Source organism: Pseudochryseolinea flava (assembly GCF_003286915.1).
Lineage (GTDB): Bacteria > Bacteroidota > Bacteroidia > Cytophagales > Cyclobacteriaceae > Ohtaekwangia > Ohtaekwangia flava.
This window is the reverse complement of the sequence record NZ_QMFY01000003.1, coordinates 416476-440002: the sequence shown is the minus strand read 5'-3', so window position 1 is coordinate 440002 and position 23527 is coordinate 416476. Positions and strand designations below refer to the sequence as shown.

General features: G+C 43.1%; 21 protein-coding genes. 14 read left to right on the top strand and 7 right to left on the bottom strand.

Annotated features, from left to right (window positions below):
- Nucleotide 1: 1 nt before the first annotated feature.
- Complete coding sequence (locus tag DQQ10_RS28395; RefSeq protein ID WP_112746629.1) at nt 2-103, top strand: transposase domain-containing protein; 102 nt, start codon at nt 2-4, stop codon at nt 101-103.
- A gap of 23 nt (nt 104-126) precedes the next feature.
- Here the strand turns inward: DQQ10_RS28395 and DQQ10_RS09595 are convergent, their stop codons facing one another.
- Nucleotides 127-699, bottom strand: coding sequence for a hypothetical protein (locus DQQ10_RS09595; RefSeq protein ID WP_112746628.1), 573 nt, complete (start codon nt 697-699; stop codon nt 127-129).
- 86 nt (nt 700-785) lie between these two features.
- Between DQQ10_RS09595 and DQQ10_RS09590 the strand changes: the two genes are divergently transcribed.
- From DQQ10_RS09590 to DQQ10_RS09565, 6 genes are all read left to right on the top strand, one after another.
- Nucleotides 786-1172, top strand: coding sequence for a hypothetical protein (locus DQQ10_RS09590; protein ID WP_112746627.1), 387 nt, complete (start codon nt 786-788; stop codon nt 1170-1172).
- 85 nt (nt 1173-1257) lie between these two features.
- A complete protein-coding gene (locus DQQ10_RS09585) occupies nt 1258-2028 on the top strand; it encodes a hypothetical protein (RefSeq protein WP_112746626.1) in 771 nt (256 codons plus the stop codon).
- Nucleotides 2029-2312: 284 nt separating this feature from the next.
- Nucleotides 2313-4181, top strand: coding sequence for a carbohydrate-binding protein (locus DQQ10_RS09580; protein ID WP_112746625.1), 1869 nt, complete (start codon nt 2313-2315; stop codon nt 4179-4181).
- Between the two features lie 270 nt (nt 4182-4451).
- Nucleotides 4452-4883, top strand: coding sequence for a helix-turn-helix transcriptional regulator (locus DQQ10_RS28345; protein ID WP_112746624.1), 432 nt, complete (start codon nt 4452-4454; stop codon nt 4881-4883).
- 101 nt (nt 4884-4984) lie between these two features.
- Entirely contained in the window at nt 4985-5515 is a 531-nt protein-coding gene (locus DQQ10_RS09570; protein WP_112746623.1) for a DUF4199 domain-containing protein, read from the top strand.
- A gap of 180 nt (nt 5516-5695) precedes the next feature.
- A complete protein-coding gene (locus DQQ10_RS09565) occupies nt 5696-8089 on the top strand; it encodes an ABC transporter permease (RefSeq protein WP_112746622.1) in 2394 nt (797 codons plus the stop codon).
- A 94-nt stretch (nt 8090-8183) separates the two neighbouring features.
- Here DQQ10_RS09565 and DQQ10_RS09560 read toward each other — a convergent pair whose 3' ends face one another.
- Both DQQ10_RS09560 and DQQ10_RS09555 read right to left on the bottom strand, forming a co-directional pair.
- Nucleotides 8184-10484: a PAS domain-containing sensor histidine kinase gene (locus tag DQQ10_RS09560; protein WP_165823871.1), complete on the bottom strand. Its 2301-nt coding sequence runs from the start codon at nt 10482-10484 to the stop codon at nt 8184-8186.
- Nucleotides 10485-10596: 112 nt separating this feature from the next.
- A complete protein-coding gene (locus DQQ10_RS09555) occupies nt 10597-11400 on the bottom strand; it encodes a TrmH family RNA methyltransferase (RefSeq protein ID WP_112746620.1) in 804 nt (267 codons plus the stop codon).
- A 128-nt stretch (nt 11401-11528) separates the two neighbouring features.
- Here DQQ10_RS09555 and DQQ10_RS09550 point away from each other — a divergent pair, with 128 nt between their 5' ends.
- Nucleotides 11529-12422, top strand: a complete 894-nt coding sequence (locus DQQ10_RS09550) for a class I SAM-dependent methyltransferase (protein ID WP_112746619.1) — start codon at nt 11529-11531, stop codon at nt 12420-12422.
- Nucleotides 12423-12439: 17 nt separating this feature from the next.
- Here DQQ10_RS09550 and DQQ10_RS09545 read toward each other — a convergent pair whose 3' ends face one another.
- Nucleotides 12440-12796, bottom strand: coding sequence for a hypothetical protein (locus DQQ10_RS09545; protein WP_112746618.1), 357 nt, complete (start codon nt 12794-12796; stop codon nt 12440-12442).
- Between the two features lie 134 nt (nt 12797-12930).
- Between DQQ10_RS09545 and typA the strand changes: the two genes are divergently transcribed.
- Together typA and DQQ10_RS09535 are read left to right on the top strand one after the other, a co-directional pair.
- Nucleotides 12931-14736, top strand: coding sequence for a translational GTPase TypA (gene typA, locus DQQ10_RS09540; RefSeq protein WP_112746617.1), 1806 nt, complete (start codon nt 12931-12933; stop codon nt 14734-14736).
- A 6-nt stretch (nt 14737-14742) separates the two neighbouring features.
- Nucleotides 14743-15582 carry a tetratricopeptide repeat protein gene (locus DQQ10_RS09535; RefSeq protein ID WP_112746616.1) on the top strand — a complete coding sequence of 280 codons (840 nt, stop codon included), beginning with the start codon at nt 14743-14745 and terminating at the stop codon, nt 15580-15582.
- 83 nt (nt 15583-15665) lie between these two features.
- On the opposite strand, the gene DQQ10_RS09530 is transcribed toward DQQ10_RS09535, so the two are convergent.
- Nucleotides 15666-16241 (bottom strand): helix-turn-helix domain-containing protein, encoded by a 576-nt coding sequence (locus DQQ10_RS09530; protein ID WP_112746615.1) that lies wholly within the window; start codon nt 16239-16241, stop codon nt 15666-15668.
- Nucleotides 16242-16576: 335 nt separating this feature from the next.
- Here DQQ10_RS09530 and DQQ10_RS09525 point away from each other — a divergent pair, with 335 nt between their 5' ends.
- Nucleotides 16577-17659, top strand: a complete 1083-nt coding sequence (locus tag DQQ10_RS09525) for an alkaline phosphatase D family protein (protein WP_112746614.1) — start codon at nt 16577-16579, stop codon at nt 17657-17659.
- A gap of 57 nt (nt 17660-17716) precedes the next feature.
- The gene (locus DQQ10_RS09520; protein ID WP_112746613.1) at nt 17717-18586 is read left to right on the top strand and encodes a patatin-like phospholipase family protein; all 870 of its coding nucleotides are present in this window, start codon (nt 17717-17719) and stop codon (nt 18584-18586) included.
- On the opposite strand, the gene DQQ10_RS09515 is transcribed toward DQQ10_RS09520, so the two are convergent.
- The gene (locus DQQ10_RS09515) at nt 18564-18878 is read right to left on the bottom strand and encodes a hypothetical protein (protein WP_112746612.1); all 315 of its coding nucleotides are present in this window, start codon (nt 18876-18878) and stop codon (nt 18564-18566) included. The genes DQQ10_RS09520 and DQQ10_RS09515 overlap by 23 nt on opposite strands.
- Nucleotides 18865-19431 carry an RNA polymerase sigma factor gene (locus DQQ10_RS09510; RefSeq protein ID WP_112746611.1) on the bottom strand — a complete coding sequence of 189 codons (567 nt, stop codon included), beginning with the start codon at nt 19429-19431 and terminating at the stop codon, nt 18865-18867. Before DQQ10_RS09510 ends, DQQ10_RS09515 begins: the two co-directional genes overlap by 14 nt.
- Nucleotides 19432-19674: 243 nt before the next feature.
- Here DQQ10_RS09510 and DQQ10_RS09505 point away from each other — a divergent pair, with 243 nt between their 5' ends.
- Both DQQ10_RS09505 and DQQ10_RS09500 read left to right on the top strand, forming a co-directional pair.
- Nucleotides 19675-22692: a ligand-binding sensor domain-containing protein gene (locus DQQ10_RS09505; protein ID WP_112746610.1), complete on the top strand. Its 3018-nt coding sequence runs from the start codon at nt 19675-19677 to the stop codon at nt 22690-22692.
- On the top strand, nt 22676-23308 hold the full coding sequence (locus DQQ10_RS09500; protein ID WP_112746609.1) for a response regulator transcription factor: 633 nt from the start codon (nt 22676-22678) through the stop codon (nt 23306-23308). The genes DQQ10_RS09505 and DQQ10_RS09500 overlap by 17 nt, the downstream gene beginning before the upstream one ends.
- The last annotated feature ends 219 nt before the right edge of the window (nt 23309-23527 follow it).

Below are 23527 nucleotides of genomic sequence, written 5' to 3'. Positions count from 1 at the left end.
AGTGAACGGGATCGAGCCTATGCGCTGGCTCACCCATGTGCTTGAAGAGCTTCCAAAGAGAAGTGTCAATAATATTGACGACCTGCTGCCACACAAAATTTAAAGACGTAGTTGGCCGGGGGCTTACTATGTATCCAATAAAGCCTTCTCAAGTTCAATGTTTTTGGCAATTGATTTTTTTAGATACAGGCTGTAGGTTGTGCTGTGGAAATAATATGTTTCTTTTTCTCCGCCAGATTTCAAAAGCGTTATGATGTAGAACTGTTTTCCGTCAAGCGTGTCGCGTCCTTCAAGTTTAATTTGGTGACCTTTCGCTTTGTAATTGATGAATGGAATCTCGAGTTCAACATCGGCTTCGTTGGCCATTGCTCGTGCTTGTGATCCGTTTAATAGCGTCGGTGTTGTTTCATTTTTGAAGGCGTCGATTTTCCATCCAGAATTTCCGTCATACCCTTGCGCATAATATTTCCCATTGAAGGGAACAACAAACTTATATTGGCTAGGAGCTTTTGCATAGGTGGTGAAAGGGAAAACTATACCGCCATAATCGTACTCGCCCTTGGTGATCATACTTTTTACATCCTTCCATTTTTTAGAGCCATCAATCTTATCAAGATATCGTTTAACAATATCGTCGGCGGTCTGTCCTTGTGATAATAGCGGCAAGGCTAGTGTCAGAAGTAGTATTGGGAGGCGCATAGGTTTGCTTTTTTGGAAAGTTACGTCAAATGAAAAGCATTTTGTAAAGTATAATTTAAATATATTTAGTCTGTGGTGATCACGCTATGAGAAAACTATATATTATACTCTTACTCTCATTTTTCGTTGTATTCGTTGGATATTATACATGGATATTATTCTCAACATCGACTGAATTGATCTCAAATGATTTGGCGCGTGTAACCATAAAAAATGAATCTGGTCACGAGGCAAAGTTAGTTCAGCTTCAACACGGCATGGGTAAGTTGGAATGTCATAATCTTAAAAATGAGGGTGAAGTACGATTCGTATTTCAAAATCTGGGTGAGAATTCCTATTCGATAACCGCTATCCTGGATAACGGTGATACGATAAGATCAAAAGGCGTATACTTCGAAATCGGCTATCGTGGTACAGAGACGATCATGGATACAACCATCGTAACAGAAAACAATTGGAATGACTATCCATAGGACGAACTAAGATATGTCAATATTCCTCCTTAAGTTGTATTGAACAAAACAAAGTCCTTTATCACCAAACGTTAACTGGTAATTTATGTCGCGTCTTCATCTATTTGAATTCGAAGATCAATCGTGGTTCCCGAATGTTCTGCGAAACTACATGACTGATTTTCTCCAGTACCTTGCCAATATCACCAAGATGTATAAGCCTGTTGTACCGATGCTGGTAGAAGCGTTACGCACGAGCGGACATCAAACTATTGTTGATCTCGGTTCTGGTGGAGGCGGCGGACTTGTTTGGCTCAACAGTGAATTGAAAAAGTCTATTCCCGATTTGAAGATTATCTTGACGGATTTGTATCCCAATATTGCGGCGTTCGAGCATACGGAGGGTAAAGCTCAAAATTTTCAATTTGTCGGTACGCCAATAGATGCGCGGGATGTGCCGAAAACATTGGTCGGACTTCGAACACAGTTCCTATCATTGCATCACTTCAAGGAGGTTGATGCAGTAGGTATTCTTCAGAATGCGGTTGACGCGCAAGCACCTATCGCTATTTTTGAAGCACAAGAGCGCGGCGTTTCGAGTATCGTTGCTATGTTATTTTCTCCAATCACTGTTTTCCTCCTGACGCCAATGATACGCCCGTTCAAAGTTGGTCGTATTTTGTTTACTTATCTCATTCCGCTTGTTCCGTTATTTGTATTGTGGGATGGTATTGTTTCGGCTTTGAGGACGTATTCAGTGTTGGAGATGAAAGCGTTGGTTCGCGATGTTAAAGGGAGCGAACAATATCATTGGGAAGTTAACAGGATAAAATCTGGACCTGGGGTTATTCTCTATATGATTGGAAGTAAGATTTAAATGAGCGTAAAGATTGAACGCAGCATTTATAAAATGGAACTGGTAATATACGAAATACACAAGCGTGAGGTGAAGTTAACGGGAATGGTATTATGGAATTGCCTCATTGATTTCGCATTTTAAAAAGGTTTTAAGTTCGTTGTATGTTCGCTTCAACGCGCAAGATGTAATTTTGATGTATCCGATTAATCCGGTCGATCTCGCTTGACCGATTGTTTTTATCTGCGCAGTAAGTGATATTCTCAGCATAATATCCACTTATCATTCACTTAACCAAAACACTTATGAAAGTCATTAATCACATGGCGAATAGTTCGCTTTGTAAAAATCTGTATGCATTAATCGTTACCACCTTGCTTTTCGTTGCAACGATCTCTGTATCGGGGCAATCGGTCATTTATGGTGGTGGTCCTATTTACAAAAATCGGAGCTATTCCATCAACGAGTTAAAGAACTCAGGATACACCACCGTTGTTGTCTGGACCATCCATATTGATGCGAGCGGAAACTTTAATTTCAACGGCGAGTTTCCATTGTGTACGAATGGCAGTTATGTGGGAAACAGTAGCTATCCAAACTTTGCTGGCGATATGACGGCGTTAAAATCGGGAAACACATCGGTGAATCGAATTGAGTTTTGTCTAAGTGCTTGGGGATCGGGTACGTTTACCAACATCAAGAACCTAATCAACGCACAGGGTACTGGCTCCACTACAACGCTATACAAAAACTTTCAAGCCATACGCAATACGTTCCCCGCTGTAGACGCCATTGTGTTTGATGATGAAAGTACCTACGATGTGAGTACATCCACGCAACTTGCCGTCATGCTCGGTAATTTAGGATTCAAGGTCACACTTGTTCCTTATACCGCGCAATCTTATTGGACTAATGTTGCCAATAATACCAACAGTCAGCGCCCCGGTACGGTTGACCGTGTCGATTTGCAATGTTATGCCGGAGGCGCAGGTAACAATCCTTGTAACTGGAATTTTGGAAGTATACCTGTCTATCCTGGTTTGTGGAGTCAGGAGAAAACGACGAGCCAAGTACAAAGTCAACTTACTACTTGGAAAAATAATTGCGCTAGCAAGGGCGGATTCATTTGGCTATACGATGATATAGACAATTCATCGGCAACGGCACAATACGCTTCGGCTATACGCAATGTGTTTGGTGGCGGGAATGTTAGCAATCGCGTTGCCATGGTCCACAAAGACTGTAATTATACAGGTAGCATCATTGGATTGCCTTTGGGTGATTATACGTTAAGTCAGCTGATTTCAAGAGGCATTTTAAATGACGACATCTCTTCCATTCAAGTCTCATCAGGATATCAAGTGGTGTTATACGAACATGATAATTTTACAGGTACAGCACTTACGTTGACGTCCAGTTCATCTTGTTTGGTAGGTGCAGGCTGGAACGATCGCGTCTCTTCAATGCGCGTGCAAAGTACTTCATTGTCGTTCTCTCAAACAATTCAGGCGGAGAATTATTCAACCATGCTCGGCGTGCAAACAGAAACAACGACAGATGCTGGTGGTGGTACAAATGTAGGCTGGATCGATAATAGCGACTGGATGGCGTATAACAATATCAGCATCCCTTCGTCAGGAAATTATTTGGTGGAATACCGAGTCGCATCTCCCAACACAACAGGCGTGTTATCACTGGACTTAAATGCGGGTGCGATTCAACTCGGAACAGTGTCCATTCCGAATACGGGAGGTTGGCAGAATTGGGCAACGGTATCACACACGGTGGCGTTGAGTGCGGGTACATATAACGTGGGTGTTTTTGCTTCAACAGGCGGATGGAATTTCAATTGGATTCGCATTACGCAAGCGAGTGGTGCGCGTGTTGCAGTGCCGAGTGAAGCAATTGCGATCGAAACGGGTCCGACGTCAAGTGCATTCCCGAATCCTTTTACAAGCACAACAAAAATTAGTGTTAGCCTTCCTGCGTCGGGAAATACCAACGTGGTGGTAATGGATAACACTGGACGTATTGTGAGAACGGTCTTTAACGCATTCGCAGAAATTGGTCGACATGAGTTTGAGGTGAATGTTGAAAATTTACCCTCCGGATTTTATGTCTATGCCATTAAACAAAACGGATTCGTAACGTCTGGGAAAATGCTAAAGCAGTAAGTATATGAAATAGAGGCTGTCTTTCACCGTTCATGACAGCCTCTTTTCATTTGTACGATGGATACGATCTTTCCACGACACGCCGCTTGGGAACTAATGTCAATGTTTTAACGCACCACTATTTCTTTACGACTACGCCATCAGGCTCTTACAGGTTGTAAACACCTTGTCGCTGTGGAAAGTAGGCAGCTCGCGGCATGATCGTCATCATTTAATGGAAGCGCAAATAATTTTATTTGCGACCTTTGCCAGAAGTCTGCTTCTTTGATCATGCGTAGAACCGTCGTCCTTTATTCACTTGCCCTTGCTGCACTTGTCTTCATTTTGAAATTCTTGGAATACAGATACTTTGTTCGGGATCTTTCGATGGAGTTTTATCTTGGCCTCGTCGCTGTAATGTTTACGGCATTGGGTGTATGGGCGGGCTACAAGCTCACCCGAAAGAAACCGGTAGTGGTAGAGGTACCTGTTCGTTCGTTCGTGTTAGACGAAGGATTACTCGCGCAATTGACGATCAGTAAACGCGAATACGAGGTGTTAGAACTCATCGCTAAAGGTCTTTCAAACCAGGAGATTGCCAATAAGCTTTTTGTGTCATTGAACACCGTGAAGACACATACGTCAAACCTATTTTCGAAATTGGATGTGAAGCGACGCACGCAGGCTATCGAAAAAGCGCAGAGTTTGCGACTTCTTCCCTAGTACTTTTGTGCGATTGCATTGAATTTTCGCAGAATCATACTTTCGGGTGATTAACTTTTGAACCTATAAGGCGTGATTTCGGCACAAACAAAAAATCTGTCATGAGAAAAATTATTTTAACCTACGGCGCAATTGCCGGCGCGATTTGCGTGGCCATGTTTTGCATTTCCATACCCATGCAACAAAACGGGTTCATGCCACCGGAAAAGGGCATGTTCGTCGGGTATGCAAGCATGGTCATTGCATTTTCCATGATCTTTTTCGGTATTAAGAATTATCGCGACAACCACCTTAATGGTGTGATCACTTTTGGTAAAGGATTTAAGGTGGGTATTCTTATCGCGGTTGTGGCCTCGCTGGTATATGCAATAAGTTGGGAAATATATTACGCTTTCCTCGGCGATGCCTTCAATGAATTTTGGATGAGCTGTCAAATCGATGTGCTGGAGAAAGAAGGAGCGTCATCGGAAGCGATCGAAGCCAAACGCGCGGAGCTCGCCGCGCAAATGGATCAGTATAAAAATGTGTTTATTCGCTTCCCAATCACGCTGATGGAAATATTCCCGGTAGGCCTGATCGTCACCCTGATTACGGCAGCGGTTTTGCGAAAGCGCGAAGTATTACCGGCATAGCATGTTGTGCGGAAGTGGACAGCGATTTGTAAATGATGAATCGCTGTACTGCTGTACTAATGTTAATCAACGTTAACGTCCTCGCATAAAGCCATCTACCATTCATCCCTGACCATTTAAAACTTTTAGAGATTGAGAATCGTCGGAAAGTAGCTACTTCAAATTCATAATCCGACGACTATGCTCAAAAATCTCTTTAAGATTGCCATCCGAAATATTCGGAAGGATAAGACCTACAGTTTTATCAATATTCTAGGACTTACTATCGGCATAACCTGTAGCATGTTTTTGTTGATGTACATCAAAGACGAGTTGAGCTTTGATCGTTATCATAAAAACGGTGACAATATTTACCGAATCATCTCGAATATCAAAGAGCCCGATAACGAATTTACGTGGGCAGTTGCGCAAATTCCATTAGCGGAAGAATTGCGCGATAATTATCCGGAGGTAAAGAACGCAGTTCGTTTTTTCGGAACAGGTCGGGAGTTGTATAATCATGGCGACAATAAATTCTATGAAGATCAATTCTTTCTCGCCGACTCGACAGCGTTTGATATGTTTAGTTATGAGTTTATCCAAGGCGATCCCGCAACTGCCTTGGATGAAGCATTTGCTATTGTATTAACGGAAAGCATCGCGAAGAAATATTTTGGATCGGCGGCTGAGGCGTTTAACCAGGTGCTCGTGAATGAGCGAAAAGAAAATTTTAAAGTCACCGCGATCATCAAGGATGTTCCGCTCAATTCACATTTTAGATTCGATGCATTAATTTCAGAGAACACCAGGCCACAACGTGTTGGAAGTTGGGGGAACTTCGGGGTGTTCACCTACATCATGCTGCCGGAGAATTATGACATCAGCAAAATGCAGTCGAGCCTGGATAAGATTATCAAAGAACGTGTCGATCCGATCTTTGAGCAATTTAAGATCAAGATCAGATATGAGATGCAAAAGATCACCGACATTCACTTGTATTCAAAGATTCAAGATGAAGCAGAAGAAGGCGGCGATGTTAGTAACCTTTACATCTTTGGCGCTGTCGCGATATTCATGTTGATTCTGGCGTCGATTAACTACATGAATTTGGCTACCGCACGTTCTGTTAATCGCGCCAAGGAGGTTGGCATACGGAAAGTGATGGGATCGCAGCGCATGCAGCTCATAGCTCAGTTTATTACCGAGTCGGTGGTGTTGTCATTGATGGCATTGATCGTGAGCTTAATCCTGATCTACGCCTTTTTGCCTGGGTTCAACACACTTTCAAATAAGTCGTTGTCGATTAATTACATTCTAGAGCCAACCGTGTTTTTGAGCTTGATCGGTGTGGTTTTGTTTGTTGGTATTGTCGGTGGAAGTTATCCCGCGTTTTACTTGTCCGGTTTTAATCCGGTGAATGTTTTAAAGGGCAAGTTGGCAACAAAAGGAGGAAGTGCACTTTTTAGGAAAGCATTGGTCGTATTACAATTTTCAATTTCCATTTGTATGCTCATCAGCACGTTGATTGTGTTTGATCAGTTACAATTCATGCGCAATAAGGATCTTGGCTTTACGAAAGAGCGCGTGATTCGTATACAACTTACCAGTGAGGAACAGATTAATCAATCGGCAGTGCTTACGGAACGGATGCGTCAAAATGCATTTGTTTCTTCTTCGGGGGCGGCTAATACCTATCCGGGGTCAAACATCGGAAAATTGTTGTTGCAGGTGGAAGACAACGAAGGCCATGTTTCGGAACGCGGTGTGGATTTGTACAACGCCGACTATGACTATGTGAGAACACTCGGTATGAAGGTCGTTGAAGGCCGCGATTTTTCACGCGACGTTGTTTCGGATACGACGTATGCCGTGCTCGTGAATGAAGCGATGGTAGCACGTATGAGCTGGGACAACCCGATCGGTAAGAAATTTATTTTTGACGGCGGTGATGAGAAGCGTGAGAAACGTGTGGTCGGTGTTGTGAAAGATTATCATCAGAATTCGTTGTATAACGTTATCGAGCCCCTCATGATTATCTTGGAAAAACGCAACAACTATGTCTTCGTTCGCACGAAAGACGGTGCAGATGTACGGGAAGCGCTGGCATCTATTGAAAAGACGTGGCGCGAAGTCCATCCTAATTTTCCATTCGAATATCAATTCCTCGATCAGGATTTTAACTCGCAGTATAAGTCAGATGAAAAACGTAGTCAGATTTTTACGGCGTTTTCAATATTGACGGTGATTATTGCCTGTCTGGGGCTACTTGGACTGGCGTCGTTTACCACAGAGCAGCGTTACAAAGAAATCGGTGTACGCAAAGTAGTGGGCGCTAGTGTAGGAAGCTTAGTTGTACTCGTATCGCGTGAGTTTGTGGCGTTGGTTGGAATTGGAACATTGATTGCCTTTCCTGTTGCGTGGTTTGTAACCAACGACTGGCTTCAAAATTTCAAATATCGTATTGTTCTCGAAAATGAATGGCTTACGTTTATCTTATCGGCATTGCTTGCTCTTGCGATAACAATGTTGACAATTGGATTCCATGTACTGAAGGCTGCGTCGGCGAATCCCGTGAAGGCATTAAGAGACGAATGAAAGATAACTTACAAGCGATGGAGTGGTGAGCAATAATAATGTGCTCACCATTCTAGCTTTTTAGGTTTGAACTAGGTTGTGCTTCGTTAAATGACTAGAACCGAATTACAAATGTAGTGCCTTCGCCAGGTTTACTTTCAGCTCCGATACTACCACCCATCGTTTCGATTTGTGTCTTGGTGAGGAAGAGTCCAACGCCACGTGCATCTTTGTTTTCATGGAACGTTTTGTGGAGCCCAAAGAGTTTAGCGCCGTATTTTTCCAAGTCGATTCCGAGACCATTGTCTGCGAAGCGAAGCTCAATACGATTGCCGATGATAGAAGTACTCACGTGAATCTGTGGCTTGCGTTCTGAAGAACGATACTTGATGCCGTTACTTAACAGATTTTGAAATATACTCTCAAGATATGTTTTGCTATAGATGATTTTCGGAGCGGAATTAAAATCGAACGTTAACGTGGCGCCGCACTGAATGAGATCGCCCTCAAGAGATTGGACAACTTTATCAAGGATGTCTTTGAAACGAATTTCAGTGCGTTCGATATCCGTGTTTTTCTTCACCATCAACATCTCCATCAACTCGTTCATCGTTTCGTTCAAGTTGTTAGCTACGTTTTTTACTTTCTCAAAAATTAGTTTGTAGTCTTCAAGTGAGCTCTTGTCGTTGATAAATCCGAGTAAAGCTTTAATGTTACCTGCGGGTGATCGTAAGTTGTGAGAGATGATGTGTGCGAATTCATCTAGCTGGCGATTCTGTTCCTCAAGCTCCATCGCTGCGACTTCAAGATCTTTTTTTGAGAGGAGAAGATCGTCTTCAAATTTCTTTCGGTCAGTGATGTCTACCGCAGATGCATAAATCAATCCACGCGTTCTATCGGGTGATGAGGTCCACATCAGCCATCGGTATGATCCATCTTTATGGCGATAGCGGTTTTCAAACGTCAAGATGTCGTTACCATCAAGCACGTATTTGAAAGTGTCATACGTCCTTTGTAAATCATCAGGATGGATGAAGTCGGCAAATTTTGCCGATGTAAGCTCTCTCACAGACCAGCCTAATAATCTTTCCCAAGCGGGGTTAAGTTTTATGAAATAACCTTCAAAATTAGCGACAGCTTTTAGACCTATGCTGTAATTAAAGATTCTGTGGTTTTCGTCGGCAATACGGTGAAGCTCTTCTTCAGAGAGGATGCGTTCCGTCACGTCCGTAAGATATCCTTCGATCATCAAAAGGAGACCGTCACTACTATAAACGCCGATTCCTGTTTCTTCCACCCATCGTATCACTCCCGATTTGTGATTAATCCGATAGAGAATATGAAAGCTTACTTTCTTCTCGAGCGCTTCATCAACAATCTTAAAAATTCTTTCGCGATCGCCTTCATGAAAGAGATCTGAGAAATGAATATTGCCGGAAAGAAATTCATTCGCTTGATATCCCGTTAATACTGCCGCGTTGTCGTTCAGGTATAACATCGAATAGTTAACGTCATTACGGCATAAGTAGATTGTTCCTGAAATGTTTTCAGCAAGAAGTCTGAAGCGTTCTTCACTTTCTTTCAAAGAGATCTCGGCTTGTTTTCGGGCAGTGATATCTTGAATGCACACACTCACGCGCGTGGTGGGTAATCCATGATCATAAATGAGCGAATACTTGGCGTTGAACCAGCGTTCGTCATTGGCCAGCGTTTTGTATTCGTGATTGAATGTTTTTCCAGTTTGCAATACCTGTTGAAATCCCTTTTCAAAAGGGCGCGCAAAAGCTTCGCCGAACATTTCGGTAAGTGTCCGGCCATAAATTTGATTTCTTGGTAAGAAAAGGTACTCGTCACTTTTTACCCAGATATGCGTGAACCTTGCATTTTCATCGAGTTCAAATACGATGTCGTCGAGCGAAGACACCAGTGCCTGAAGATGTTCTTGTGATTCGCGGACTTTAAGTTCTTGCGCTTTTTGAGCGGTAATATCGGTAGCGATGGAGGCATAACCGATAAGTTTATCTTTCTCGTCCCACAATGCGGTGATCGAAACCACAACAGGAAATCGTGTGCCGTTTTTTCTGATGTACGTCCACTCGCGACGGTCGGCGACGTTTTGCAAATGTGATTTTATCGAAATTGCGTCGAAGCCAATTTGCACCGGAAAACTGAGCTCATCGCTTAACGCCGAGGCTCGTAGCGCAAGTTCCGTCGCATCATGGAAATTGATCAAAGACTGTTTACCGATTGTTTCTTCGCCCGTGTAGCCCAGCAACGTTTCGGCAGCTTTATTGAAACTTGTGATCGTTCCATCAACAGCGGTCGAGATGATCGCGAGTTCAGTAGTGGCAATAATAGCCTCTTGCAGTCGGTAAGCTTCTGCTAGCGCATTGAGAAATTTGTCTTCTCGTTGCATATGTTTTTCGGGTAATGGAAGATGATCCATCATGGGCTCCAAGAGATACGAATTTAGCGTTTTTTGTAGCGGGTGAAGTTGAAAAACGTGTTTTATTTCTGCGGAAAAATGATTACTTTCTTACAACAGAAAACCCGCGCTGACGGCAAGCTTCGAAGATCACAACAGCCGCGGCGGTAGATACATTCATCGAGTCTATTTCACCTTGCATCGGTATAATGATGTTCGCATCCGTGTTCTCGACCCAGAAACTCGACAGTCCTGTTGACTCCGTTCCCATCACAATGGCGCTGGGCTTTCGGAAATCTATCTCGTGATACGACTTTGATGCCTGAAGATATGTTGTGTATACACTTACATTTTGTGTACGAAGCCATTGTAAAGTTTCTTCCGAAGATGCAGCAGCCACCTGTTTTGTAAACACGCATCCGACACTTGATCGTACAACATTTGAATTATAAAAATCGGTTTGTGGGTCGCAAATAATAACGGCGTCGACACCGGCAGCGTCGGCGGTACGAAGCATCGCGCCCAGATTACCGGGCTTTTCAACCGCTTCAAGGATAAGAATCAATGGATTCGCACTAAGTTTGATGGCTGCAAGCTTGTGTTCCTTCTGTGTAGCAATTGCAATGATACCACCCGTACTTTCGCGGTAGGCTACTTTTTCAAAAACAGTGCGTTCAACGGGAATCAAAAGTCGCTCATGTTTAACGATGCGCAGCAATGCCTTGTCATCAATAATATCCGGACAAAAGAAAACGCTTTGCAAAGTGTATCCACCCGCCACAGCCAGCGTAAGTTCTTTCAGGCCTTCGATTAAGAATACTTGTTGAGCTTTTCGTTCACGTGCTTTCTCGAGGGCAACGATGTTTTTGATCTTTGAATTCTGTGGACTTGTAATGATTGGATGCATGAACGCAGTTATGACGCGAAGTTACATAGCGCGCTGCACAGTTGCACGGACATTTTCGCTGAAACGCTTTTCTAGCAGAAGCTTGGGGGAACAATTTCATTTAACTGCATTTTATTAGCTTTGCGCCAATGAAATTACTCCATCCTTCGTCCTGGAAAGATTATGAATTGATCGACGCCGGTGACTTCGAAAAACTTGAACGCTTTGGAAAGTATACCCTAATCCGCCCGGAGCCTCAAGCCATCTGGCCAAAATCATTGAGTGATGCTGATTGGAAGAAAATGGCGCATGCAAAATTTGTACGGGAGCAAACCGATAAATTCAGATATACGGATGATGTGAAAGGGGGGTGGTCGAAAGGGAAAGACATGCCTGAAAGTTGGCAGGTCAATTATCAATATAACGATCTCACACTCACGCTTCGGCTTGCATTAACGGGGTTTGGTCATGTGGGGATTTTTCCAGAACAAGGTAGCAACTGGAATTTCATTTATGATACCGTTAAGAGTTGGTCGGCGAAGCAACCCAAAGTGTTAAATCTGTTTGCTTACACAGGCGCCGCATCGGTAGTTGCGCGCAGTGCCGGTGCAGATGTTATTCATTGCGACGCATCAAGACCCGGTATTAATTGGGCAAATCAAAATATGCAGCTCAACAACTTAAAAGATATTCGTTGGGTGTATGAAGATGCGTTCAAATTTGTAAAGCGAGAATTGAAGCGCGGAAATCGATACAATGGAATTCTGATGGATCCACCGCCTTATGGACGTGGGCCGGAGGGAGAAAAGTGGACGTTGCAAGAACAATTGAATGAGTTGATATCCATGAGCAGTGCGCTGCTTGAGAAGAAGGATTACTTCTTCATTCTTAGCACCTATGCTGTTGGTCTGTCGGCAGTTGTCGGACTAAATGTTGCCAAGTCGCATTTTGATATCAAGGATCATGAATTCGGTGAATTCTTTTTGAAATCGAAGCAAGGCAAAGATTTGCCAATGGGTACGTTTCTTCGGCTAAAAGGATAGTTCTGCAAGAGATTGCATTAACGGATGGTCGCCATTTGCAGGTCGTCGATCAGTATTCTTTCCGAGCAGCCACCGGTTTTTAAAGTCCACTTTACATAAACGTAAGCGGGAAATTTGATGTCTATTACATTGAGCGAATTAGGTTCGGCGACGTCCTCGTTATCGAATTTATAGTTTGCTTTGTTAATCTCGATCATATAACCGCCGCAGCAGCCACATTCCGTCATATCGTAATCGTAAATTTTACCGAGACTATAACCCGCCGGTGGGGGAGCGATATCCTTATCGTCGTCGTCATCATCCGTAAACCAATCGCAACCGGCCAAAAAGAAAGCGGAAAACGAGAAGATCAAAAGTTTAAGCAGCGGTCTCATAATTCAATCGTTTGAACTGTTAGACCCTCGCGCTCGGGAAAAGGTTGGAGACAATTGCAACAACATAGTTATTAACCGATTAAAAGTGTATCTTTGCGCCTCAATTGAAGAAAAAACGAGGATTTTGAGGATTTATGGACGTTAACAAGATCAGGAACATCGCGATTATCGCGCACGTTGACCACGGAAAAACTACCCTGGTTGACAAACTACTCATGGCTGGTAAACTTTTCAAAGACCATGAGAACCCTGGCGAATTGATCATGGATAGCAACGATCTGGAACGCGAACGCGGGATTACCATCTTAGCGAAAAACGTTTCTGTACGCTATAAAGACTACAAGATCAACGTAATTGACACTCCGGGTCACAGTGACTTCGGGGGAGAAGTAGAACGTGTATTGAACATGGCCGATGGCTGTCTTCTTTTGGTTGATGCCTTTGAAGGGCCGATGCCACAAACGCGCTTCGTACTTCAAAAAGCGCTTCAACTTGGCTTGAAACCAATTGTGGTTGTAAATAAAGTTGACAAGAAAAACTGTACGCCAGACGAGGTTCATGAGCAAGTATTCGATCTCATGTTCCAACTCGACGCTACGGAAGATCAGCTTGACTTTCCGACATTCTACGGCTCTGCAAAGAATGGCTGGATGAGCACAGATTGGAAAAATCCTACCGATAGCATTACGCCATTGCTCGACGGTATTATCGAACATATTCCAGCGCCGAAAATTGCTGAAGGTTCTACTCAAATGTTGATCACTTCATTGGAGTACTCTTCTTATATCGGTCGTGTGGCGATCGGCCGCGTTCACCGTGGTTCTATCAAATCAGGACAAAACATCGTTCTTGTAAAACGCGATTCAAAAGCGATCGTAAAAAGTAAAATCAAAGATCTTTATGTATTTGAAGGCTTTGAAAAACAGAAAGTAGATGAAGTAAAAGCAGGTGAAATCTGTGCGTTAGTAGGTTTGGAAGGTTTTGAAATCGGCGATACTGTTGCTGATCCAGAAAAACCAGAAGCAATGAAATCTATTGCGATCGATGAGCCTACGATGAGCATGCTCTTCACCATCAACAACTCGCCTTTCTATGGTAAAGAAGGTAAGTTCGTAACGTCACGTCACATCAAAGAAAGACTTGATAAAGAGCTTGAGAAAAACCTTGCATTACGTGTAGGTGATACCGGCTCAGCGGATTCGTTCATGGTATTCGGTCGTGGTGTACTCCACTTATCGGTATTGATCGAAACGATGCGCCGAGAAGGTTATGAACTTCAAATCGGCCAGCCACAAGTTATCTTCAAAGATATCGATGGTGTGAAATCAGAGCCAGTGGAAGAGTTAACAATCGACCTTCCAGAAACAGATGCAGGTAAGGCTATTGAGACCGTGTCGCAACGCAAAGGTGAAATGTTGAACATGGAGCCTAAAGGTGATCGAATGATCTTGAAGTTTACAATTCCTTCACGTGGAATCATCGGTCTTAGAAACTATCTCTTGAACGTAACGGCAGGTGAGGCTATCGTAACACACCGCTTTAAAGAATATCAACCGTACCGCGGTGAAATCCCTGGACGTATCAACGGATCATTGATCGTAATGGAGCAAGGTGAAGCAATTGCTTACAGCTTGAACAACTTACAAGATCGTGGTAAGTTCTTCATCGATCCAGGTGAACCTATCTACGAAGGACAAGTTATCGGTGAACACAGCCGCAGTGGCGACCTTGTGATCAACGTAACGAAGACAAAGAAACTTACCAACATGCGTGCTTCAGGTGCTGACGAGAAAATGCGTATTGCTCCACCAATTAAATTCTCTTTGGAAGAAGCATTGGAATACATTCAGTCTGACGAATATGTTGAGGTAACACCGAAGTCTATTCGCCTTAGAAAAATTTACTTGACAGAAAACGAGCGTAAACGCTACAGTAAATAGTAATAAATGAGTGAAAAGATTGCAGGACTGATCATCGTAATGGTGGTCAGTTCTTCTTTTTTGTGGGCACAGGATCGTCATCGCATACAAGCATGGACGGTCGAAGCTGATACCTTGATGAACCGTCAGGATTATGAAGGTGCATTAAAACTGCTCAACAAAGTTGTGAAAGAATCGAAACTTCAAACGGAAGAAGATTACTTGGCGCTATACAACCGAGCAATCTGTCACTTCAGTATTGGGAATTTTGATCGCGCGCTCACCGATGTAAATCAGTATCTCACCAAGTATAACGAACAGCATGCTTTGATGCTGCGGCTGTATATCTATCGTGAGCAAGATAACCGTGAGCTGTTGCTGAAAGAACTCGCTCAGCTCACATCAGATCATCCTGATAACGTTGACTTCATTCAATGGCGCATCGAAATTTTGATGGAGAGTGAAGCTTACGCTTTAGCACGTCGTGATATTATGAAGCTTTTGTCGGTACAACCATCGGCGGAGTTGACAGCATATTTGGGAATGAACTACTACTACGATAACATGCCGGATAGCGCGTTGACGATTTTTGATGACGTGCTGAAGGAAAATCCGTCAATGCAAGAAGTTTACCTCTATTCCGCCAGCATATGTATCGAAGAGGAAGCTTATGTTTTGGCATTGCAGTATCTCGAACGCGGTTTAAAAAACGATCCGGCAGATGTTAAGCTCATGTTCTATAAGGGGATCGCGCTGGTTGAGCTATCAAAGATTACCGAAGGGTGCCGCTGCCTAACTAAAGCGTTTCAAGCTGGCGAAGATGGCGCCATAGACTATCTGAAAGAGTATTGTTATGGTGTGGATTAATGCTAACCAAAATCGGAGTCTACTTGATTGTTGTTGTCAAGTTCAAGTAGTAGTAAATGTCGAATAAAAGAGTGCTACACCCCTTACCTGGGAAATGTAAAATAGACGACTAGCATTTCGACTTTTTTCTTCGAATTGTTGATGGGAGAGTGCGGCACTGATGCGTCGAAATAGAGCGCGTCTCCTTCTTCGAGCGTAATCGTTTCGTTATTGATTTTATACTCGCAGCTACCTTTAAGAATGTATTTGAACTCGTATCCATCTGTTGTGGTTGGTGTTGCTTTCGCCCCCGGCTCAATGGAAAGTAACGCCGCCTCCATAGTGCCGTTAGAAATATTTTGCGAGAGTAGATAACTGTAACGAATTCCGGTTTTGCGCTCTTGCTCCATTGCAATGGTTTGCTCTTTCTTTACCAACAAGTAGTGCAGCCCATTAGACAGTACCATTTCCCTGAAGAAATCTTTAAGAGAAATATCGAGTGATTGAATGATCGTAATGAATACCGGTAAGGATGGAACCGTCCGCGAGTTTTCGATTTTTGAAAGAAGCCCTTTGCTTACATTCGATCGCGTGGCGAGTTGTTGAATCGTTAAATTCTTTTCGTGTCTTATGGCTCTGATTTTCTGCGCAATTCTCGATACTACTTCGTTATCAGTCATGGATAGCCGTGTTTACTGGTTGTAAACATATTGAAAATTATATTGGCTGCTGAAGTGAGTTTATCCTGCTCAATACGGCATTATCCGAATGTTATCGATGAAAACGCCCTGTCGGTTAGATTTAGTAGTTTCATTTGTTTCAGTGGTGTATTGCTTCACGAAACGTTCATGTTTGCCTTGAAAGTTTAACGTTGCGATAATGTCTCAGCGAAAGGTTAGAGTAGGCTCAAGTTTGATGCGTAGTGAACACGGACACGGGACTTGGTGAAGTCAAAGAAGAAATGCAATTTTATCCATGTCGTTCGCATAACGAATTCGTTGTATGCCAACGGTGAATGTTAAACATAAACTATATTCTTCAGGTGATCAGAAATGTAATGCTGCTTGCAGTTGTTGTCATAATCGGTAGCTGCAGTCCAAAAGAAACTTCCGTAACATCAAAGACAACGGTAACCACCATTGCATTTGGTTCTTGCGGCGACCAACGGAGACCCCAACCGATATTGGAACAAGTGGCCGAGATGAAACCGGACTTGTTTATTTACCTGGGCGATAACATTTACAGCGATACAGAAGTGATGGACACACTTCGAAAGAACTATGGTATTCTTGGCCGTAAGCCGGAATTCCAAAAGTTGAAAGCTGCGACACCGATCCTGGCGACATGGGACGATCACGACTTTGGAATGAACGACTCCGGAAGACACTACAAATTTAAAGAAGAGTCAAAGCAGATTTTTATGCAATTCTTCGGTGTGATGGACTCTACCATGTTGGAGCATGACGGAATTTATTTTAGTCGACTGATAGAAGAAGGCAACCATCGCATTCAGATTATATTTCCCGACATGCGAACGTTTCGTGACAAACTGCTTCCTTACGATGATAGTCACAAAGGCGATGCGCGATTTGACTATGAACTCGATTATGCGATTTACAAAACGGCAGACTCAACAATGCTCGGAGAGAAACAGTGGAAATGGATTGAAGAGCAATTAAAAGTGCCAGCCGATCTTCGCATTATCGCCACAAGTACTCAGTTTGGAATTACACACAACGGTTACGAAGCGTGGGCAAATTTTCCACATGAGCAAAAGCGGATGATTGACTTAATTAAGAATACGAAAGCGAATGGTGTTGTTTTTATTTCCGGTGATGTGCACTATGCGGAGATTTCAAAGCTTACAGCACCTGGCGTCTATCCCTTATATGATGTAACCGCAAGTGGTATTACTTCGACGTGGGAGTTTGCTACACCAAATGATAATCGTATTGATGGTCCGGTAATGGAAAATCATTTCGGCGTTATCGCGGTAGACTGGAAAGAATCTGATCCCATCGTTCACTTTAAAATATTTGATGTCGAGAAGAAAGAGCGGATTCACCGGGAGATTAGACTTAATGATTTGAAATTTTAATGATCGCTCGGTAAACGCTGTCAGTTTGATTACCTTGAGTAGGTAATGTTGCCTACAATGAAAAAGAATGTACGGTTAGTGTTGGGTAGTGGTGGTGCGCGTGGCATGGCACACATCGGTGTTATTGAGGAGTTAGAGAACGAAGGCTTCGTGATCAAAGAAGTCGCGGGCTGTTCCATGGGTGCAGTCGTTGGCGGGATTTACTGCTCGGGATACCTGAAGGAATATAAACATTGGCTCATCGGCCTCTCTAAGTTAGACGTATTCAAACTCCTTGACTTCACGTTGTCCTCTCAAGGTTTTGTGAAAGGTGAACGCGTGTTCAAAGCAATTGAGCAGTTGATAGGCGATCACGTTATTGAAAATCTTCCAATACCTTTTACGGCTGTAGCAACGGATGTAACGCAGCAGCAGGAGGTATATTATCGATCAGGAAGTTTGTTCAAAGCATTGCGCGCGTCTATCGCGATGCCAACAATTTTCACGCCCGTGATCAACGGCAAGTCGCAGTTGCTCGATGGCGGGATTTTGAATCCGTTGCCCATTAATGTAGTCTCAAAGGAAAAGGGTGATCTCGTGGTGGCTGTAAATCTGAATGCAAATGTGCCGAAAGTAAATGGTCATGCATCGCGCGAGTTGAATACAGAACGTGCAGCATATCAAAAAATGCTCGACGCTTTCCGAACCCAAATCTTGAAAATTGATAGCACTGCTGAAGATCGCGTTGAGCATCTTGGCTTTTTCGATTTAATGACAAAGTCCTTCGATCTCACGCAAGATAAACTTACGGCACTCACATTAGATCTTTATAAACCTGACATCGTTGTAAACATTTGTCGAGATTCTTGCGGCGTTTTTGAATTCTATCGTGCCAATGAAATTATAGAATGTGGTAGGAAAGCATTTAGAGAAGCGGTTGCCGATTAACTTGTTCGATTACAGTAACACCTTGGATATTATTATCTCTGGTGTGAACGTGTGACGCGTGCTCTGCTTTCCGTTTTGCTCTTTCTATCTTTTGTTTTTCCCGGATGATATACACACCTAAGAAAGTACAGACGAGTATAACAATGATCAATACGTACAGAATCAACTTCGAAAGTCGTTTTATCCTCACGTCGCGTTCGTGTCGGGCCATAAGGCTTTCGTAGTTGCGATAGCGCGCAAGTTTGCCAGCACTAAGCGGCTTTCTTCTTATTCTTATTTCATTCCTTGCCATCGTATTTGATCTGTAAATTAAAATTCTTCCGAAGCCTGTCCAACGCGCGATAGGTACGCATCTTTGCACCACTTTCGGAGATATCTAAGATGAATGCGATTTCAGCGAAGTCTTTATCTTCAAAAAAACGCAACTGTAAAACCTCAAGCATATCTGTCGGGAGATCGTTCAAGTATCCTAACAATCGCTGCAGCAATTCTTCATCCCAAGGTTCTTGTGCGGCGTCCATCAATTCGCGCACCTTCACTTCTTCTAAACTAAACACTTTCGTGTTCTTCCTTTTTCGGTAGTACTTGTTTACTTCATTGGAAGCAATCTTATAAAGCCATGCTGAAAAAGGAACGCCTCTAAACTGATAACGTCCAACATGCTTCAGTACGGCTAAGAATGCTTGTGAGCAGAGGTCGGCTGTTAGATCTTCGTCATCAGTCTGGCGGTAGATAAAATTGAAAATTCTATCAAAGTACTTTTCGTACAAAACGCCAAATGCCCGGGGATCTTTCTTCGAACGCTCCAGAATAGCGTACTCTTCTTGTATCTCGGCTTCGGTCATGGTAAACTCCTCAATTGTACGCTTATAATGCAGGTAGGCTGCTGAAAGTCACAGACCACTGCTGTAAAAATGTGCTTTATGGCTCCATAATTCAAGCCTTTACCCAAATATCGATGTTGTCCGAGCGGAATGTTAAGTAAGTTCGTCTTTTGTAAATTACAAACACGGCCTTTTCCGTATGAAGGCTAAGTTCTTTGTGTAACACCCTCAGACTCAATTTAAATACCTAAAGAAAGGGGATATATGGCAGTGGTTAAAACGCTACTTTGCATTTTGATTCGTATGAAACGGGGCCTTTTATTATTCCTTTTTGGGCTTTCCTTGGTGGCGGCGGAGGCGCAGGATTTTCTTTATTCAACGCGTAATTACACTGCCGTCGATGGACTCCCTCAGTCGCAAGTGGCATCAATTGTTGAGGATGCTCACGGCTATCTTTGGATGGCAACTGAAGGTGGTGGACTTGCACGCTTTGACGGGCAACATTTCAAAGTTTTTACAACTAAGAACGGGCTACTTTCCAATAACATTTACAGTATCCTCATCGATCGTCAACAACGTTTGTGGATACTACATCCTACAGGCGTAACACGTTTTGATGGACGCAACTTCAAGCGGTTCCAAGATAACAATCCAACTTTTGGCACTACTCGGTTTAGGCGAGTATATGAACAGAACGATACAATCGTATTGGTAACGATGTCTGGTAATGTGTCAAAGATTTATCAGGATTCCGTATACCTATGGGACAAGCCAATCGATGGACAACGCAAGATTCTGCGATCACATGAAGGGCCCGGTAAATCGCATGTCTTTCTGATGGAAGATTCGACCTATCTCTTACAGACTGCGACAACAACAAAGCGTATTATGCCGCCACGTGAAGCAGTCTTGCTTTGGAATGCTTTCAACTACAAAGACAAAGTAATACTCAATGCCAAAGGAGGCATGTTCGAATTAGATACGAAGTCGGGTGCGCTCAAGAAAATGTCTTGGCAACTCGAACGGTACGTGTTGTTGTATGACGAAGTACATGACATTTTTTGGACTAGCGATGGTGGTTCTCTTTTTAAAGATCGCATTGAGAAAGGTGCGACGATTCGCTCCGATACAGTGCTTCGCGATGTGGAGGTCTATTGTGTCATGAACGATTCAGAAGGTAATACATGGTTTGGCTCGAGTGGACGCGGTGTGTATAAATATTTTATACAGGATTTTAATCAATGCAGCTCTGAAAATTTACGCGGTGTAATGTCGATTGTGAAGACAAAGGACGGCGCTGTATGGCTGGGTACGATGGCGAAAGGATTGTTTAAAATTCACCGCGGCAAAATTTCGACTTACGTTAATGAACATGTAAAGCGGAACAACGTGCGATCGATGCGCGAAACACCCGACGGTACTTTGTGGATTGCTACTGGCTACGGGCTTGGGAAATACAACAAAGACAATAATTCATTTTGCTGGCTTACACGAAAGGAAGGGCTGCCCAATAACTCCATCATGCATATGGATTCCGATAACGATGGGAACCTGTGGGTGGGCACCAACATGGGTGTTAGCAAGTACGATGGTAAGAATTTTAAGAATTATTCGACTGCCGATGGCCTTGGTTCAAATTCAATCTGGGTGCTTCACTTTTCGAAAAAGCATAATAGTCTGTTCGTTGGTACAGATTACGGGCTGCAAGTGTTTAAAGACAATCGCTTCTTTACAATTCCAATTCAAGGGATGAACAACACAAACGTGCTAGGCATTACGGCTTATCAGGATTCACTGTTAGCGATTGCAACGGGTGGGGCAGGCGTGGTGATCGTTGATCCGGCCGCCTATACGAGGAAGTTTATCACAGGTCAAGATGGTCTAGCCTCTGACTTCATTTATTTTGCCGCACCCGATGAAAAAGATAACATATGGGTGGGTACTGAAAAAGGTATTAACCGGATTCGTCTTGATCAAAAATGGGAGGTTTCTGAAAATTTGTTCTACGGCTTCGAGAACGGATTAAAAGGTGTTGAGACTAATATGAATGCTTTTCATGTCGATAAAGATGCGAAGTATTTCGGATTAGTAGATGGATTGTATGAGTACAACGAGATTGATCGCAAGTCATTTAAATCCTTTGATCTTCACCTGACCGATGTACAACTTTTTTACGGTGATCACTCCATTGTCGAACATACTGACAGCGTGTTTGGCTTATTTAGAATTCCCTATGGTTTGCAACTTCCGCCCGATGAAAACCACATTACGTTCCATTTCAACCGAGTCGATAAGCGCTACCCGTCGTCGGTGAAATTCAAGTACTATCTTGAGAATTTCGATAAGACTTGGTCGCAGCCTTCTTCGATGAACTATGTTACCTACAGCAATCTCCCGCCAGGTGATTATGTTTTTCGTGTGATGAGCACGGACAATCGCGGCAGTTGGGGCGATACAAAAATCGCCTATACGTTTACCATCAGGACACCATTCTATAAAACGCTTTCTTTCATGGTCGGCCTCTTTATTTTGATTGCAGGCCTAATCACCTTCATTCTGTACATGCGCGTAAAGCAGCGTGTCAATAAAATGCTTATGCTCGAACGTATCCGCGCGAAGGAGCAAGATAATCTCCGTAAAGAGATTGCGCGTGACTTCCATGACGAGATGGGGAATCAGCTGACGCGCATCATCAACTATGTGAGTCTGCTGAAGTTGAGCGGTATGAATGGAAACGCCCATGGCAACGGCACTAACGGAAACGGAAGTCACGATTTATACGCAAAGGTGGAAGACTCAGCAAAGTATCTATATAATGGAACGCGTGATTTTATTTGGTCGATTGATCCGGTGAATGATGAGTTATCGAAATTGTTTATTCATATCCGCGACTTCGGCGAGAAGTTGTTTGAAGAGAAGAATATTCAGTTTCGCGCTTTTAACCAAGTAAAGGAAAAAGTGAAACTTCCGTACGGATTTAGTCGCGAGGCGAATTTGATATTTAAAGAAGCCATGACAAATGCTTTCAAGTATTCTGAGGCTAAAAATGTGTCGCTGGAGCTTAAACGAAATGATGATGGTGGCTTTGACATGAGCTTGGAAGATGATGGAGTCGGTTTTTTTACCGGTGAAATAGCAAAAAGCAACGGTCTTAAAAATATCAGAGAAAGAGCCGATAGAATTAATGGTCTTTTACGTATAACCAGCGTTAAAGAACACGGAACCAAAATCATATTGACATTTAAACTCACCAAAACCTTGAAATATGGCCTTGCCCTTTAAAAAGCGTGTGATGATCGTTGAGGACGATCAGGAGATCAGAAACAGTTTTGTTCTCATTGTGAATAGCTCACAAAAATTTATGGTGGTCAACAGCTATGGCTCCTGCGAAGAAGCCATCGAGAATCTCAATCGTGATAAGCCTGAGATTGTATTGATGGACATTGAGCTCCCCGGTATGAATGGTATTCAGGGATCGAAGGTGATCAAAGATAAAAGTCCCCACACCGACGTGATCATGGTCACGGTTTATGAGGATAGTGAGCTTGTCTTTGAAGCTTTAAAAGCTGGTGCGTCGGGATACATCACAAAGAGTGCTAACTATATGGAACTCTTGTCAGCTCTGGACGAGATTGTAAAAGGCGGTGCGCCAATGAGCAGCCGTATTGCACGTATGGTGATTGATAATTTTCATGTTAATCCAAACTCGCCCTTAACGAAGCGCGAAACGGAGATACTTCAACTTATCGCAGAAGGGAAGACCTACACGCAAATTTCCGAAGAATTGTTTATTTCTAAAGAGACTGCTAAAACCCATATCAAGAATATCTATTCGAAGTTGCAAGTGAACAGCAAGTCGGAAGCAATCGCTAAAGCAAACCTCGAGAAGTTGATTTAGCAACGGTATGGCTAGTCGCAAAATCATCCAAATGAGGTGATGCATTTTGATAATACTAAATTCAATTTTGATATAGCTCCTTCATTATACGAATCGAAATTGCTTCATCAAGTTTTAGGTTAATGAAAAATTTCAAGAAGGATAAAGCTCTCCGGACGGGGGAGCTTTTATTTTTTAAGCTTGCTCATATTTCCGAGCGATCAGCAATCAGTCGATATA

Coding starts and splice junctions, on each gene's coding strand:
- DQQ10_RS09595 (WP_112746628.1), bottom strand. CDS start 699: ATGCGCCTCCCAATACTACTTCTGACACTAGCCTTGCCGCTATTATCA.
- DQQ10_RS09590 (WP_112746627.1), top strand. CDS start 786: ATGAGAAAACTATATATTATACTCTTACTCTCATTTTTCGTTGTATTC.
- DQQ10_RS09585 (WP_112746626.1), top strand. CDS start 1,258: ATGTCGCGTCTTCATCTATTTGAATTCGAAGATCAATCGTGGTTCCCG.
- DQQ10_RS09580 (WP_112746625.1), top strand. CDS start 2,313: ATGAAAGTCATTAATCACATGGCGAATAGTTCGCTTTGTAAAAATCTG.
- DQQ10_RS28345 (WP_112746624.1), top strand. CDS start 4,452: ATGCGTAGAACCGTCGTCCTTTATTCACTTGCCCTTGCTGCACTTGTC.
- DQQ10_RS09570 (WP_112746623.1), top strand. CDS start 4,985: ATGAGAAAAATTATTTTAACCTACGGCGCAATTGCCGGCGCGATTTGC.
- DQQ10_RS09565 (WP_112746622.1), top strand. CDS start 5,696: ATGCTCAAAAATCTCTTTAAGATTGCCATCCGAAATATTCGGAAGGAT.
- DQQ10_RS09560 (WP_165823871.1), bottom strand. CDS start 10,484: ATGCAACGAGAAGACAAATTTCTCAATGCGCTAGCAGAAGCTTACCGA.
- DQQ10_RS09555 (WP_112746620.1), bottom strand. CDS start 11,400: ATGCATCCAATCATTACAAGTCCACAGAATTCAAAGATCAAAAACATC.
- DQQ10_RS09550 (WP_112746619.1), top strand. CDS start 11,529: ATGAAATTACTCCATCCTTCGTCCTGGAAAGATTATGAATTGATCGAC.
- DQQ10_RS09545 (WP_112746618.1), bottom strand. CDS start 12,796: ATGAGACCGCTGCTTAAACTTTTGATCTTCTCGTTTTCCGCTTTCTTT.
- typA (WP_112746617.1), top strand. CDS start 12,931: ATGGACGTTAACAAGATCAGGAACATCGCGATTATCGCGCACGTTGAC.
- DQQ10_RS09535 (WP_112746616.1), top strand. CDS start 14,743: ATGAGTGAAAAGATTGCAGGACTGATCATCGTAATGGTGGTCAGTTCT.
- DQQ10_RS09530 (WP_112746615.1), bottom strand. CDS start 16,241: ATGACTGATAACGAAGTAGTATCGAGAATTGCGCAGAAAATCAGAGCC.
- DQQ10_RS09525 (WP_112746614.1), top strand. CDS start 16,577: ATGTTAAACATAAACTATATTCTTCAGGTGATCAGAAATGTAATGCTG.
- DQQ10_RS09520 (WP_112746613.1), top strand. CDS start 17,717: ATGAAAAAGAATGTACGGTTAGTGTTGGGTAGTGGTGGTGCGCGTGGC.
- DQQ10_RS09515 (WP_112746612.1), bottom strand. CDS start 18,878: ATGGCAAGGAATGAAATAAGAATAAGAAGAAAGCCGCTTAGTGCTGGC.
- DQQ10_RS09510 (WP_112746611.1), bottom strand. CDS start 19,431: ATGACCGAAGCCGAGATACAAGAAGAGTACGCTATTCTGGAGCGTTCG.
- DQQ10_RS09505 (WP_112746610.1), top strand. CDS start 19,675: ATGGCAGTGGTTAAAACGCTACTTTGCATTTTGATTCGTATGAAACGG.
- DQQ10_RS09500 (WP_112746609.1), top strand. CDS start 22,676: ATGGCCTTGCCCTTTAAAAAGCGTGTGATGATCGTTGAGGACGATCAG.